This is a genomic window from Helicobacter pylori, from assembly GCF_011175115.1.
Classification (GTDB): domain Bacteria; phylum Campylobacterota; class Campylobacteria; order Campylobacterales; family Helicobacteraceae; genus Helicobacter; species Helicobacter pylori_DF.
The window spans coordinates 191,475-205,910 of sequence record NZ_SHOW01000002.1; the positions used below are offsets into that span (position 1 = coordinate 191,475).

Genomic DNA, 14,436 nt, shown 5'->3' on the forward strand with positions numbered 1-14,436 from the left:
CCTATATTAAATCAAAAGGCAAAATTCAATTCTAAGGTGCCGATCTGGTGGTGTTTAGGCTGGGATTGAAAGGTTTTACTAATATCAGTGATTGTAAAAGCCACCCTAAAGCTGCGCCACATCATAGCCGCTCCTATTTCACTGGCATAAACAAAGTATTCCAAATTAGCAATGCCCCTAGTTTCAGGGCTATTGCCTTGAATGAATATGTTAAGGGGTTGGAAGCGCCCAAAAGCCCCTACAAAAAAATAGATGGAAAATTTATCGCTATAAGGCATGCCCCCATCAAAAGCGGTATTGACTTTATTGACCCCATAATCAGCGTCCAAGTTATACCCAGCCCTAAAGAGCGAGCCGAGTTGGAAATAATCCCTCGCATTACCCAGCTCCACATTAAACCCAGGCATCAACTCCATAGAAAAAAAACGAGTCTTTAAAAGGGGGACTTTTTTGAGCAATTGGTAGTGCAATTCAAAAATAAATTCGTTTTTGAGCTGCGTGTTCCAGCCATAAAATTGGGGATCATGACCCCATTTATGAATGAGACGCTGCGTTTGAGCGGCCAAAGAATCTTGCCCTGTCGTGCCTAAAGAAAGCGTGAATAACTCCATGAAAGTTTGATGGCGGTTATACACATTCAAATTCACCCGTAAATACCCCCCATAAGGGTGGTTGTCATGCAAATGCACCAGTTTTCTGTTTGCCAGTGAGGGGGTATACATGTCTTGGGCGAGAGAAATACCAAAACGAGTAACCCTAGGGCTTTTATTGAAAAACCCTAAATACGAAGACCATTTCATCGCTTTATTTTTAGAAAAATCAAACTCTTTAGTAGAAAAGCCTATTTGATTGCCTGCGGTATAATACTCATCAATGTAAGGATTGATATAACCATCATTTTCAGTCATCAAATTGATAGAATAGCGTTTAGAGGGCGTTAGTGGGGTTGAAGGGGTTGGAATGATTTCCTTTGCCCATGCAAATATTCCTAATGATAAACATAAAATAAATTTGAAAAACAAAACACTTCCTTAGGTTATTGTGGGGTTATTGTAACGAAATAAGACTGAATTATAAGGGTGTTTGAGAGGTAAAAAGAGGAAACTTTTACCCCCATTGAAAAAAGCGTGGTTTTAGGCATAAGAAAAACTCACACCAAAAAATAAAACACCCCACACACGACTAAAGCGACAAAAATTAAAGTCAAAACGCAATAACCCATAATATCTTTAGCGCCCAAACCGGCAATGGCTAACGCGGGCAAAGCCCAAAAAGGCTGTATCATGTTCGTCCAAGCGTCTCCCCAAGCGATAGCCATAGAAACCACGCCCGGATCCACCCCCAAGCTTTGGCCAGCTGGGAGCATGATAGGAGCTTGAATCGCCCATTGCCCTCCGCCTGACGGAATAAAAATATTAACAATCCCTGCGCTCAAAAAAGTCATGAGCGCGAAAGTTTTTTCATTAGCGATGTGCGTGAAGGCTAAAGAAAGCATTTGCGCTAAAGAATGCCCCCCCACGCTATGGCTTGCCATCATCCCCATAATCCCAGCATAAAAAGGGAATTGGAGTAAAATCCCAGCCACGCTCCTAGAGGAATGATTGATCGCTTTCACATAAGCTAAAGGGGTTTTATGGAGCAAAATCCCTAAAAAAAGGAAAATCGTATTGACAATGTTTAAACTAATCCCTCCCCCTTTAAAAAAATAAACACCAAGATACCCAAAACCCAAAAAAACCAAAAGATAAGAAAGCAAAGCGCTGTTTTCCAAAAAATGCGCGATTGTTTTGTCTTGTTGGTGGTCAATGAGTTCAATCTCTTTGTATTCGTCTTTTAAAAGCTTTGAATCAATCTCAACGATTTCTTCTTTTTTAGGGTGGATTATTGCCATTAAAAAGGGTAACCCTACAAGAATGATCCCTATAATGATTAAATTATAAGCAGAAAAAATCGTCTGACTGATAGGGATAGCTTTTTCAATCACCCCAGCACTCATTTTGGACAGATTTTCATTTTGGGTGGCAACGCTTAAAGGGATAGAGCCTGATAAACCCCCATGCCAGATGACAAAACCCGAATAAGCGCTAGCGATGAGCAGCCTGTAATCCACCCCTTTAACATTTTTGGCGATCTCTTTTGCAAAAATCGCGCTAATCACTAAGCCAAAACCCCAGTTGATCCAATTAGCGATTAACGATAAAAAAGTAACCAACCATAAAGCCGTGTAATACCCCTTAGGTAAAGACGCCAAGTATTTTAAAAGTTTTTGGACTAATTTAGCGCTAGCTAGAGCCTGACCCAGCACCAAAATAAGGGCCATTTGCATAGAAAAGCCTAAAAGCGTCCAAGCGCCATTCCCCCAACTAGAAATGACAGACGAAGCGTCTTGCCCTGTCAAGCAATAAACAAGAACAAACACGACAAACGATAAAAGAGCGACCAAGACAAAAGAGTCCGGCAAACATTTAGACGCTAAAAACACGCACGCTGAAGTCAAATGCCTTAATAAAAACATAAACACCCCCTTTTATAAACTATAAGTGCACTTCAAATTCAGCTTCTGTTTTTTCTCTCACTTGATCAAGGCTGACACCCTCTTGCAATTCCACTAATTTCATGGCGTTATTGGAAAACTCAAACACCGCTAAATCCGTTATCAATTGATGCACCACGCCTTTTCCTGTTAAGGGTAAGGAGCATTCTTTTTTCACTTTAGACTCCCCGTATTTGTTGCAATGTTCCATGATGACAATCACTTTTTTAGCGCCATGCACCAGATCCATAGCCCCTCCCATGCCCTTTATGAGTTTTTTAGGGATCATCCAATTAGCCAAATCCCCATTTTGTGAGACTTCCATCCCCCCTAAAATCGCTAAATCAATATGCCCCCCACGAATCATCGCAAACGAATCCGCGCTGTTGAAAAACGAAGCGCCCGGCACCACGGTTATGGTTTCCTTTCCTGCGTTGATAAGATCCGCATCAACGCTCCCCTCTAAAGGGTAAGCGCCAATCCCTAATAGCCCGTTCTCGCTTTGGAAAACGATATTCATCCCGCTCACTTCATTAGCCACAAGCGTGGGCAAGCCTATCCCTAAATTCACATACATACCATCTTTCAATTCCTTTGCCGCTCGTTTAATGATAGCCTCTCTCATTTCGTGCTCCTTGTGGTGGTTTTTTCTATCCGTTTTTCAAATTTCTCGCCCTTATAGATGTGTTGCACATAGATTCCTGGCAAGTGTATTTCATCTGGGTCTAATTCCCCGGCCGGGACAATTTCTTCCACTTCAGCGACGCATATTTTTGACGCCATCGCGCACAAGGGGTTGAAATTTCTAGCCGTTTTTCTAAACACCAAATTCCCAAGGGTGTCGCTTTTATAGGCTTTGATAAGCCCATAATCGCCCGTTATCGCTCTTTCTAAAATATACTCCTTGCCGTTAAACTCCCTTGATTCCTTGCCTTGAGCGATCAAAGTCCCAACCCCTGTTGGGGTGTAATAAGCGGGTATCCCAGCCCCTCCAGCACGCAAGTTTTCAGCTAGCGTGCCTTGCGGTGTCAAAACGACTTCAATTTCTCCATTCAGCATCTGCGATTCAAAAATCTTATTCTCCCCCACATACGAAGCGATAATCTTTTTAATCTGCTTTTTTTCCAAAAGAATACCCAACCCAAAGTCATCAACGCCGCAATTATTGCTCACGACAACCAAATCCTTAATGCCTTTCTTATAAATGTAATCAATGGCGTATTCGGGTATCCCGCACAGCCCAAAACCGCCCACTAAAATAGTATCCCCATCTTTTAACCCGCTCAACGCTTTGTCTAAATCGGTTATAACCTTGTTCATCTCATTCTCCTTATTTTTGTTCAACTACCACTGATAGCCCTTGACCACCGCCCACGCACAACGATGCGCAACCCACGCCATGCCCACTCCTTTTCATTTCATGCAATAAAGTAACTAAGATTCTAGCGCCGCTCGCGCCAATAGGGTGGCCAATCGCTATCGCGCCTCCATTCACATTCACGATATTAGGGTTTAATTCAAGCTCTTTTAACACGGCGATGCTTTGCGCGGCAAAGGCTTCATTGAGTTCAAAAAGATTGATGTCGTTGAGATTCATTTTGACATTTTTAAGATTGTTTTTAATAGCGATGCTTGGGCATATGCCCATTATATCCGGACTGCAACCGCCCAAACCAAACCCCTTGATAGTGGCCATTGTTTTTAACCCCAGTTTTTGCGCTTTTTTAGCGCTGCATAAAATGATAATACTCGCGCCATCATTGATCCCTGATGAATTTCCTGCCGTTACCGATCCGTCTTTTTTAAAGGCGGGTTTGAGCTTTGCAAGGGATTCTAGCGTCGTGTCTCTAGGGTATTCGTCTTCTTTAAAAACCACCACGCCTTTTTTATTCGCTATTTCAATAGGCGTGATTTCTTCTTGGAATTTCCCTGCATTAATGGCGGCTCTCGCTTTGAGTTGCGACTGGAGCGCGAATGCGTCTTGATCTTCTCGGCTTATGTGGTATGCTTGAGCGACATTATCAGCGGTGATCCCCATGTGGTAATCATTGAACGCATCCCACAATCCGTCATGTATCATGGAGTCTATCATGTTTGCATTCCCCATTCTTTTCCCCTCTCGCATGTCAAACGACAGATAAGGCGCTGCGCTCATGTTTTCCACGCCACCGCACACCACCACTTCATCGCACCCAAGCACGATGCTGTCATGCGCTAATTGGATAGCTTTCATAGACGATCCGCAAACCATATTGACGCTAAAAGCGTTTCTGTCATTGGGTATGCCAGAATCCAGTTGGATCTGCCTGGCGATATTTTGACCCAAACCAGCGCCTAAGACATTGCCTAAAACGACAGAATCCACATCGCTAGGCTCAAGTCCGCTCGCGTTCAAAGCGTCTTTAAGCACGCTAACGCCCATTTGCCTAGCGCCCACATTCTTTAGAGAGCCTAAAAAACTCCCTACAGCACTACGCTTTGCCGCCACTATAACCACTTCATTCATGTCTTTGCCTTTAAGTTGATTTACTCATCATAGTATCACTTTTAAGTGATTGAAACCCTAATAAGTTTTATTCTGTTTTAGGTTTTGTTTTAGATTGAGAGCGATCCGTTTATTTTTTTCACAAAAATATTATTCTTATCGTTCAATGATTATTGCACGATCTTTTATCATTACATTATTAAAGCGTTCTTTAATTTTAAGCGCGATTATGCTACAATTAGAGCCATTATGCTTTCAATAAAGGGTGTTTTTGACTAAAAAATTCATGTCTTGGATGGTGGTTATCGGGGCTTTAATTTGCGTGCTTTTAGGGGTGTTTATCTTCTTTACCAGCATGTCGGTTAAAAAATCTTTAACCGCTTATCTTAACGCTTATTTGGATCAACGCCCCCATATTAAGGGCATGGGGATTGCAGGTGCTCCTTTTGAATGCGAAGGGTTTTTTAAAATCGCATGCGTTTCTAAAGAGCTGAGTTTTTTAGATTCTCAAAACTCCCCTATTGTGGATTTTAAAAATTTAAAGATCAAGCTCCATTCTTTAGATAAAAGCTCTCTTACCCTTTCTGTCCATTCTCAAATCCAATCCCCTATTTTAGAACAAGATATTCAGCAAAAAATCCATCAAATCCCCTTAAAAAACTTGAATGCCTTATTAGAAAAAATGAAACCCACGCGCTTGAATTGCTCTTTAAAATTCAACGCTTTAGATGAAAAAACCTTAAATGACAACTTAAAATGCGATTTGACTAATGCAGAAAATATCCTTGCTTACACTTTTTTTCAAGAGGGTTTAATGGAGGCACAAGAAAATCTATCCCTTAAAAATATTTTTAAAACCTTGAGTTCTAAAGACGCTAAAGCCATAGAAGAGTTGCAAGACAAACTACGTTTTTTAGCGCCAAAGTTGGGTGTTTCTATCCAAGCGCGCCATCTTAAAAATGTTTTAGAAGCCTTTTATTACCAAAATAAAGAGAGTTTGGGCTTTTTTTCCCCTTATTTTAGCTTGCGTTCTCAAACCCCTAGCGTCTCTTATGAAAGCGCGTTAGCTTCTTTAGAAAACTATTTTATGGCCTTGTTCCAATCCCGTTTTAAAGACGATACCGCACTCCAACAGAATTTTAAAGGATTGTTGCAAGCCTTTGTTTCTATGGCTAAAGACAAACAATCCCAAATCGCTCTTAACGCCCAAGCTAAAGACAACGCCAAGCTGACTTTTAACGCTTTGTTAGAAAGCCTTAGCGTGAATTTCTTTCAATCTTACACAATAAGCCATGAGTGATTTCAAAGTCCCGCCCAAAGCTAAAGGGTTTAAACGCCTTTTTAAAGCCCTTTTTTATTCTAAAGACGGGCTTAAATGCGCATGGGCTGAAGAGAGCGCGTTCAGGCAAATTATTATTTTGGCTCTTTTTTGCATCGTTCTAGCGAGCTATCTAGCTAAAGATTTTTTAGAATGGGGGCTATTGATCTTGCCTTGTTTTTTATCGGTGGTGGTTGAACTCATCAATAGTTCCATTGAAAAGGCTGTAGATTTTACTGGCACCGAGTTCCACCCTTTAGCCAAAAAGGCTAAAGACATGGCCAGTTCGGCCCAACTGATAGGGCTTATTTTTTGGGCTTTGATTTGGGGGCGTTATCTTTTAACGCTTTATTTTAATTAAATTTTAGGGAGACACATGCAAGATCATTTAGTTAATGAAACAAAAAATATTGTAGAAGTGGGGATTGATTCTTCTATTGAAGAGAGCTATTTGGCCTATTCCATGAGCGTGATCATAGGGCGCGCTTTACCGGACGCTAGAGATGGCTTAAAGCCTGTGCATAGGCGTATTTTGTATGCGATGCATGAATTAGGCCTTACTTCCAAAGTCGCTTACAAAAAAAGCGCTAGGATCGTGGGTGATGTGATTGGTAAATACCACCCCCATGGCGATAAAGCGGTTTATGATGCGTTAGTGAGAATGGCGCAAGATTTTTCTATGCGTTTGGAATTAGTGGATGGGCAGGGTAACTTTGGCTCTATTGATGGCGATAACGCTGCGGCGATGCGTTACACTGAAGCCAGAATGACTAAGGCGAGTGAAGAAATTTTAAGGGATATTGATAAAGACACCATTGATTTTGTGCCTAATTACGATGACACCTTAAAAGAGCCAGATATTCTACCAAGCCGTCTGCCTAACCTTTTAGTCAATGGGGCTAATGGGATCGCCGTAGGGATGGCGACTTCTATCCCCCCTCACAGGATTGATGAAATTATAGACGCTTTAGCGCATGTCTTAGAAAACCCTAACGCTGAATTAGATGAAATTTTGGAATTTGTCAAAGGGCCTGACTTTCCCACTGGTGGGATCATTTATGGTAAAGCAGGGATTATTGAAGCCTATAAAACGGGGCGAGGGCGCGTGAAAGTACGGGCCAAAGTGCATGTGGAAAAAACAAAAAATAAAGAAATCATCGTTTTAGATGAAATGCCTTTTCAAACCAATAAAGCCAAATTAGTGGAACAAATCAGCGATTTAGCGCGAGAAAAGCAAATTGAAGGCATTAGCGAAGTGCGCGATGAGAGCGATAGAGAGGGCATTAGAGTGGTGATTGAATTAAAAAGAGACGCGATGAGTGAAATTGTCTTAAACCACCTTTACAAACTCACCACCATGGAGACCACTTTTAGCATCATTTTACTCGCTATTTACAATAAAGAGCCTAAGATTTTCACGCTTTTAGAGTTGTTGCGCCTTTTCTTAAACCACAGAAAAACCATTATTATAAGACGCACGATTTTTGAATTAGAAAAGGCTAAGGCCAGAGCGCATATTTTAGAGGGCTATTTGATCGCCTTGGACAATATTGATGAAATCGTGCAGCTCATTAAAACAAGCCCAAGCCCAGAAGCGGCTAAAAACGCCTTAATGGAGCGTTTTACTTTGAGTGAGATCCAAAGCAAAGCCATTTTAGAAATGCGTTTGCAGCGCTTAACAGGCCTTGAAAGGGATAAGATCAAAGAAGAATACCAAAACCTGCTAGAGCTTATTGATGATCTCAATGGCATTTTAAAGAGCGAAGATCGCTTGAATGAAGTCGTCAAAACAGAGCTTTTAGAAGTCAAAGAGCAGTTTTCTTCTCCAAGGCGCACTGAAATTCAAGAATCTTACGAAAGTATTGACACAGAAGATTTGATCGCTAATGAGCCTATGGTGGTGAGCATGAGCCATAAAGGCTATGTGAAAAGAGTGGATTTAAAAGCTTATGAAAAGCAAAATCGTGGAGGTAAAGGCAAGCTTTCAGGCAGCACTTATGAAGACGATTTCATTGAAAACTTTTTTGTGGCTAACACGCATGATATTTTGCTCTTTATCACCAATAAGGGGCAATTGTATCATTTGAAAGTCTATAAAATCCCAGAAGCGAGCCGGATCGCTATGGGTAAAGCCGTTGTGAATTTAATCTCGCTCGCTCCGGATGAAAAAATCATGACGACTCTAAGCACTAAAGACTTTAGCGATGAACGCTCTTTAGCTTTCTTCACGAAAAATGGCGTGGTGAAGCGCACCAATTTGAGTGAATTTGGCGGTAATAGGAGTTATAGCGGTATCAGAGCGATTGTTTTAGATGAAGGCGATGAATTAGTGGGTGCAAAAGTTGTGGATAAAAACGCTAAGCATTTACTCATCGCATCGCATTTGGGTATTTTCATTAAATTCCCTCTAGAAGATGTGCGCGAGATCGGAAGAACGACTCGTGGGGTTAGAGGGATTAAGCTGAATGAAAATGATTTTGTTGTCGGTGCGGTCGTCATTAGCGATGACAGCAACAAGCTTTTGAGCGTGAGCGAGAACGGGCTTGGCAAGCAAACTCTAGCCGAAGCGTATAGGGAGCAATCTCGTGGAGGTAAGGGGGTCATTGGCATGAAGCTCACTCAAAAGACCGGTAATTTGGTGGGCGTTATCAGCGTGGATGATGAGAACTTGGATTTGATGATCCTTACTGCGAGCGCGAAAATGATCAGAGTTTCCATTAAAGATATTAGAGAAACCGGAAGAAATGCCAGTGGGGTAAAACTCATAAACACCGCTGATAAAGTTGTGTATGTCAACTCTTGCCCTAAAGAAGAAGAGCCAGAAAATTTAGAAACCTCACATGCACAAAATTTGTTTGAGTGATGCGTTTCTTTTCATTCTTTTATTTTTTATTTTATTTTTTAGGGGTTTCTTTGCATGCCCTAAGCCCCCTAGAAGAACAAGAATTTTTAATTTCGTACCGCTTGAAAATCGTTGATTCCAGGGTGATGGGCGAAGAGTATTCTGTCTCTAAGCCTATCGTTAGCCGCATTAAAACAGCCCCCTATGTTTTAGACTATCATTGCTCTATTATTACTAGCAACTTGCCCGATTTGAAAAACCCCTTGCTCCAAACCAAACTAGAACGCTTCCTTTTAGAAATAGCGTTAAAAAAGGAAAAAGAGCGAGTCATTGATTGCCTTTTAAAAAGCCAAGTCGCTATCACGCATTATGATCATAGCTATAAAAACGGCACCACTACCACGAGCATTCTTAACCTCAAAGCCTTAAGCGTTAGGGCGAGTTTAGAGGGGGATATGCTGTCTTTAGATATTTTTAGAAAGGAAGAAGAATGAAAATCGCCATTGTAGAAGATGATATTAACATGCGTAAAAGCCTGGAGCTTTTTTTTGAGCTTCAGGACGATTTAGAGATTGTGAGTTTTAAAAACCCTAAAGACGCTTTAGCCAAGTTAGATGAAAGCTTTGATTTGGTCATCACGGATATTAACATGCCCCATATGGACGGCTTGGAATTTTTACGCCTTTTAGAAGGCAAATACGAATCCATTGTGATTACCGGTAATGCGACCTTGAATAAAGCCATTGATTCCATTCGTTTAGGCGTGAAAGACTTTTTCCAAAAACCTTTTAAACCAGAATTGCTTTTAGAATCTATCTATCGCACTAAAAAAGTTTTAGAATTTCAAAAAAAACACCCTTTAGAAAAACCTTTAAAAAAACCACACAAACACAGCTTTTTAGCCACTTCAAAAGCTTTAGAAGAAACCAAACGACAGGCCTTAAAAGTCGCAAGCACGGACGCTAATGTCATGCTATTAGGCGAAAGCGGGGTGGGCAAGGAAGTTTTTGCTCATTTCATCCACCAGCATTCTCATCGATCCAAACACCCTTTTATCGCAATCAACATGTCCGCAATCCCAGAGCATCTATTAGAAAGCGAGCTTTTTGGGTATCAAAAAGGGGCGTTCACGGACGCCACAGTGCCTAAAATGGGGCTTTTTGAGAGCGCTAATAAAGGCACGATCTTTTTAGATGAAATCGCTGAAATGCCCCTTCAATTGCAAAGCAAACTTTTAAGAGTGGTTCAAGAAAAAGAAATCACGCGCCTTGGGGATAATAAGAGCGTTAAAATTGATGTTCGTTTCATTTCCGCTACCAACGCTAACATGAAAGAAAAAATCGCTTCAAAAGAATTTAGAGAAGATTTGTTTTTCCGCTTGCAAATCGTGCCTATAACTATCGCGCCTTTAAGAGAGAGGGTAGAAGAGATTTTGCCCATTGCTGAAATCAAGCTTAAAGAAGTGTGCGATGCGTATCATTTGGGGCCAAAATCTTTTTCAAAAAACGCCACAAAACGCCTTTTAGAATACTCTTGGCATGGGAATGTGCGAGAGCTTTTAGGCGTGGTGGAGAGAGCGGCGATTTTAAGCGAAGAAACGGAAATCCAAGAGAAAGATTTGTTTTTAGAAAGGTAGGGAGTTAGGGGATTTTAAGGGGGATAATTATTTCAAAACACCATCTCCTTAAAAATAAGTTTTTATAATAAAGTAACTAAAACCCCATTTTTTATTAGTGCGGTTATTGTGTTTTAAACTCATTTATAGTAGGATTAGCTTGAAAGAGCTAAAGAATTAAATGCCTTTTCTTTTGTAATGGCTTGCGGAGTAGAAAAAATCGCATGCTTCTCTCTATAATCTATAATTGCTAACCACTTAATGATGATTTAACTTTCGCCCCTATTTTTCTTAATTTCGTGGCTCTCATTCTATTAATAATTTTTGTGTAGGATTAAGTTCAGTGAGTTTAGGGGTTCCCAAACCTACCCCTTGTAATTGAGCCATAAGGAGGAACGGTGGCTCACTCTCGCTATTTTATAAAGGTTTGAAACGCTATAGTTGGTGTCGCTTCGGTAATGGTTAGGGAGTGTTCCAATAGCCTCTGTTTTCCTTAATATTTTCTCATTTTTCAAACTCTCATGCGATAGATTTTAAAGGCATGGTTTCTTTGCTAGCTCTTATTTATATAATCAATGGTTATTGTTGCCGCTAGCCTTATAATTTGAAACCATGACGCAATAGCACCTCTGCTTATCTAATATTTAGCTGTCTGTTATTTTCAGCCCTACATCGTTTCTACAAACAAATGCAAGCTATTTCAATTCTAAAGCTAAAAATTTTCCCGTATAGCTTTGGGTTTTTTCGCAATTTTTTGCCACTTCTAAAGGCGTGCCGCTCGCAATGACTCTCCCGCCCTTATCCCCCCCATCAGGCCCCATGTCTATAATGTAGTCAGCGTTTTTGATAATGTCTAAATTATGCTCAATCACTAGCATGGAATTGCCTAACGCCACTAAAGAATGCAAAACCTGTAAAAGGTGATTCACGTCTTCAAAATGCAAACCAGTGGTGGGTTCATCTAAAATATAAAGGGTTTTGCCTGTGTCTTTTTTACTCAATTCTTTAGCCAATTTGATCCTTTGAGCCTCCCCCCCGCTTAAAGTCGTAGCGTTTTGCCCTAAAGTGATATAGCCTAAGCCCACATCTATAAGCGTTTTTAACTTCACGGCGATTTTAGGGAATTTAGCAAAAAATTCATAAGCCTCTTCCACGCTCATGTTCAACACATCGGCAATGGATTTGCCTTTAACCTTAATCTCTAAAGTTTGGGGGTTGTATTTAGCGCCCTTACAGCTATCGCATTGGACTAACACATCAGGCAAAAAGTGCATTTCTATTTTAATATCCCCATCGCCTTGGCATTTCTCGCACCGCCCTCCTTTAACATTAAAGCTAAAACGGCTCGCACTATAGCCTAAAGTTTTAGCTTCTTTTTGCTCGGCAAATAAAATCCTGATTTCATCCATCACTCCCGTGTAAGTAGCAGGGTTGCTTCGTGGGGTTTTGCCTATGGGGGCTTGATCTAAATAGATCACTTTATCCAAATGCTCCAACCCTACAATCTCTACCCCATTCAAACTTTGAGCTTTTTTAGCATGGTTTAAAAGGGTTTGAGCGGTGGGTAAAAGGGTTTGTAAAATCAGCGAGCTTTTACCGCTCCCACTCACCCCAGTAATACACACCAATTGTTTTAAGGGGATTTGAACGCTCAAATTCTTAATGTTATTGATATTGACATTTTTAATTTCTAAAAAATGCTTTTCTTTAGGGAGTTCAAATTTGGGGCGCTCAATCTTTTTAGTGCCGTTGAGATACAAGGCGGTAGAATGGTTATTTTGCAATAAATCTTTCACGCTCCCGCTAAAAACCACTTCACCCCCATGCCTTCCAGCCTTTGGCCCAATATCCACAACAAAATCCGCATGCTTAATCGTCTCTTTATCATGCTCTACGACAATGAGCGTGTTCCCTTTTTTTTGTAAATTCCTAAGGGTGTTGATGAGTTTGAGCGTGTCTTTTTCATGCAAGCCAATGCTAGGCTCGTCTAAAACATACAAAACCCCTGTCAAACCACTCCCGATTTGACTAGCGATTCGTATCCTTTGACTCTCCCCTCCGCTAATCGTTCGCGCATCCCTCCCTAAAGTCAAATACCCTAGCCCCACATCGTATAAAAAAAACACCCTTTCTAAAATCTCTTTTAAAATCGGTTCAGCGATCTTTTTTTCTTGCTCGTTAAGATAGCTAAAATGCGTGGGATCATTAAAAAAATGATAAACTTCTTCAATAGGCTTAGTTAAAAAATCCGCCATTTTCAAGCCAGCAACTTGAACGCTCAGACTTGAAGCTTTCAAACGATGCCCCTTGCATGAAGAACAGGGTTTTTCGCTCATGTAATCGCTCAAATCCTTTTGCTCTTTAAACATGTCATAAGCGATTTGAATGATGCCTTTCCAGGGGCGTTTTAAAGGGCTGTTTTTAAAATGAAAGCTGATTTCAGTGCCATTCCCATACAAAAGAGCGTCTTGTTGTTCTTTATTCAATTCATTAAAACAAAGCGCGCTGTCAATGCCATTATATTCGCAAAAGCCTTCAAACATTTGAGCGTAATAACTGCGGTTATACCCAAAAATCACTTTAATCGCCCCTTGATTTAAAGGCGTGTTAGGATCTAAAATTTTACTAATATCTAAGCTAAATTTTGTCCCTAAACCCAAACAACTTTCGCACGCTCCTTTAGGCGAATTGAAGGAAAAACTCAAAGGCTCTAATTCTTCAAAACTCATCTTGCATTTAAAGCATGCCTTATGCTCGCTGTAATGCTTCCTAATGCTTGGCGCGTTGTCTTGCAAGATTTCCACTTCTAATTCCCCATAGCTTTCTTTAAGGGCTTTTTCTATTGCACTAGCGATCCGTGAAGCGTTTTCGCTATTAATGACTACCCTATCCACCACCGCTTCAATGGTGTGTTTTTTGGTTTTGTGCAAATGGATTTCTTCATCTAAACGCACCATCACCCCATCAACAAAAGCCCTCACATACCCCTTTAAACGCAAGCTCTCTAATTTATCGTTAAACGAACCTTTTTTATCTTTAATAATGGGGGCTAGAATAATGATTTTAGAATTTTCTTCTAAATGACAGATTTGAGAAATAATATCGCTCGCGCTCATAGAACTAATAGGCTCTAAACATGTGGGGCAAAATTGTTCCCCAACCCTTGCAAACAACAACCTTAAATAATCATAAATCTCAGTGATCGTCCCCACAGTGGATCTAGGGTTTTTAGAAGTGGTTTTTTGATCAATAGCGATCGCTGGGGTTAGCCCTTCAATTTTATCCACATTAGGCTTACCCACTTTGTCTAAAAATTGCCTAGCATAGCTGGACAAACTCTCTAAATAGCGCCTTTGGCCTTCAGCGTATAAAGTGTCAAACGCCAGAGTGGATTTACCCGAACCGCTCAATCCGGTAAAAACAACAAATTGGTTTTTAGGGATTTCTAAAAAGATATTTTTGAGATTGTTTTCCCTAGCCCCTTGAATAATGATCTTATCCATAATGGTTTTATGTTGCAAGAGTTTCCTTAAAATAAGAAAGTGGATTAAAAGGAGCTATTATACTTCAAAAAAGAATGGTTTTATTATCATTTCTTATTCATAAGAGTTAAAATACTTGCTTGAATTAAGGATAAACATGC

Annotated in this window: 11 protein-coding genes; 5 read left to right on the forward strand and 6 right to left on the reverse strand. The window is 40.5% G+C overall.

What is annotated here, in order from left to right:
* Nucleotides 1-11 precede the first annotated feature (11 nt).
* The 5 genes from EXS92_RS04000 to EXS92_RS04020 form a co-directional block, all read right to left on the reverse strand.
* Complete coding sequence (locus EXS92_RS04000; protein ID WP_000465247.1) at nucleotides 12-1,022, reverse strand: lipid A deacylase LpxR family protein; 1,011 nt, start codon at nucleotides 1,020-1,022, stop codon at nucleotides 12-14.
* Between the two features lie 128 nt (nucleotides 1,023-1,150).
* On the reverse strand, nucleotides 1,151-2,515 hold the full coding sequence (locus tag EXS92_RS04005; protein ID WP_165515647.1) for a TIGR00366 family protein: 1,365 nt from the start codon (nucleotides 2,513-2,515) through the stop codon (nucleotides 1,151-1,153).
* 19 nt (nucleotides 2,516-2,534) lie between these two features.
* Nucleotides 2,535-3,158, reverse strand: a complete 624-nt coding sequence (locus EXS92_RS04010; protein ID WP_033777786.1) for a 3-oxoacid CoA-transferase subunit B — start codon at nucleotides 3,156-3,158, stop codon at nucleotides 2,535-2,537.
* Nucleotides 3,155-3,853, reverse strand: coding sequence for a CoA transferase subunit A (locus EXS92_RS04015; protein WP_154411852.1), 699 nt, complete (start codon nucleotides 3,851-3,853; stop codon nucleotides 3,155-3,157). The genes EXS92_RS04010 and EXS92_RS04015 overlap by 4 nt, the downstream gene beginning before the upstream one ends.
* Nucleotides 3,854-3,863: 10 nt before the next feature.
* Nucleotides 3,864-5,039, reverse strand: coding sequence for an acetyl-CoA C-acetyltransferase (locus tag EXS92_RS04020; RefSeq protein WP_165515648.1), 1,176 nt, complete (start codon nucleotides 5,037-5,039; stop codon nucleotides 3,864-3,866).
* A 334-nt stretch (nucleotides 5,040-5,373) separates the two neighbouring features.
* On the opposite strand from EXS92_RS04020, the gene EXS92_RS04025 reads away from it, so the two are divergent.
* From EXS92_RS04025 to flgR, 5 genes are read left to right on the forward strand one after another with little or no spacing between them, the layout of a single operon-like run.
* Nucleotides 5,374-6,318 (forward strand): hypothetical protein, encoded by a 945-nt coding sequence (locus EXS92_RS04025; RefSeq protein WP_341848045.1) that lies wholly within the window; start codon nucleotides 5,374-5,376, stop codon nucleotides 6,316-6,318.
* Complete coding sequence (locus EXS92_RS04030; protein WP_165508023.1) at nucleotides 6,311-6,697, forward strand: diacylglycerol kinase; 387 nt, start codon at nucleotides 6,311-6,313, stop codon at nucleotides 6,695-6,697. The genes EXS92_RS04025 and EXS92_RS04030 overlap by 8 nt, the downstream gene beginning before the upstream one ends.
* 15 nt (nucleotides 6,698-6,712) lie before the next feature.
* The gene (gene gyrA, locus EXS92_RS04035) at nucleotides 6,713-9,199 is read left to right on the forward strand and encodes a DNA topoisomerase (ATP-hydrolyzing) subunit A (RefSeq protein ID WP_165515649.1); all 2,487 of its coding nucleotides are present in this window, start codon (nucleotides 6,713-6,715) and stop codon (nucleotides 9,197-9,199) included.
* Complete coding sequence (locus EXS92_RS04040; RefSeq protein ID WP_165515650.1) at nucleotides 9,199-9,672, forward strand: hypothetical protein; 474 nt, start codon at nucleotides 9,199-9,201, stop codon at nucleotides 9,670-9,672. The genes gyrA and EXS92_RS04040 overlap by 1 nt, the downstream gene beginning before the upstream one ends.
* On the forward strand, nucleotides 9,669-10,814 hold the full coding sequence (gene flgR, locus EXS92_RS04045) for a transcriptional activator FlgR (protein ID WP_165515651.1): 1,146 nt from the start codon (nucleotides 9,669-9,671) through the stop codon (nucleotides 10,812-10,814). The genes EXS92_RS04040 and flgR overlap by 4 nt, the downstream gene beginning before the upstream one ends.
* Nucleotides 10,815-11,488: 674 nt before the next feature.
* On the opposite strand, the gene uvrA is transcribed toward flgR, so the two are convergent.
* Complete coding sequence (gene uvrA, locus EXS92_RS04050; protein WP_207618916.1) at nucleotides 11,489-14,314, reverse strand: excinuclease ABC subunit UvrA; 2,826 nt, start codon at nucleotides 14,312-14,314, stop codon at nucleotides 11,489-11,491.
* Between the last annotated feature and the right edge of the window lie 122 nt (nucleotides 14,315-14,436).

What these genes read in the sequence shown, in the direction of transcription:
- EXS92_RS04005 (WP_165515647.1), bottom strand. Translation starts at nt 2,515, where the DNA reads ATGTTTTTATTAAGGCATTTGACTTCAGCGTGCGTGTTTTTAGCGTCT.
- EXS92_RS04040 (WP_165515650.1), top strand. Translation starts at nt 9,199, where the DNA reads ATGCGTTTCTTTTCATTCTTTTATTTTTTATTTTATTTTTTAGGGGTT.
- gyrA (WP_165515649.1), top strand. Translation starts at nt 6,713, where the DNA reads ATGCAAGATCATTTAGTTAATGAAACAAAAAATATTGTAGAAGTGGGG.
- flgR (WP_165515651.1), top strand. Translation starts at nt 9,669, where the DNA reads ATGAAAATCGCCATTGTAGAAGATGATATTAACATGCGTAAAAGCCTG.
- EXS92_RS04020 (WP_165515648.1), bottom strand. Translation starts at nt 5,039, where the DNA reads ATGAATGAAGTGGTTATAGTGGCGGCAAAGCGTAGTGCTGTAGGGAGT.
- EXS92_RS04025 (WP_341848045.1), top strand. Translation starts at nt 5,374, where the DNA reads ATGTCGGTTAAAAAATCTTTAACCGCTTATCTTAACGCTTATTTGGAT.
- EXS92_RS04015 (WP_154411852.1), bottom strand. Translation starts at nt 3,853, where the DNA reads ATGAACAAGGTTATAACCGATTTAGACAAAGCGTTGAGCGGGTTAAAA.
- EXS92_RS04030 (WP_165508023.1), top strand. Translation starts at nt 6,311, where the DNA reads ATGAGTGATTTCAAAGTCCCGCCCAAAGCTAAAGGGTTTAAACGCCTT.
- EXS92_RS04010 (WP_033777786.1), bottom strand. Translation starts at nt 3,158, where the DNA reads ATGAGAGAGGCTATCATTAAACGAGCGGCAAAGGAATTGAAAGATGGT.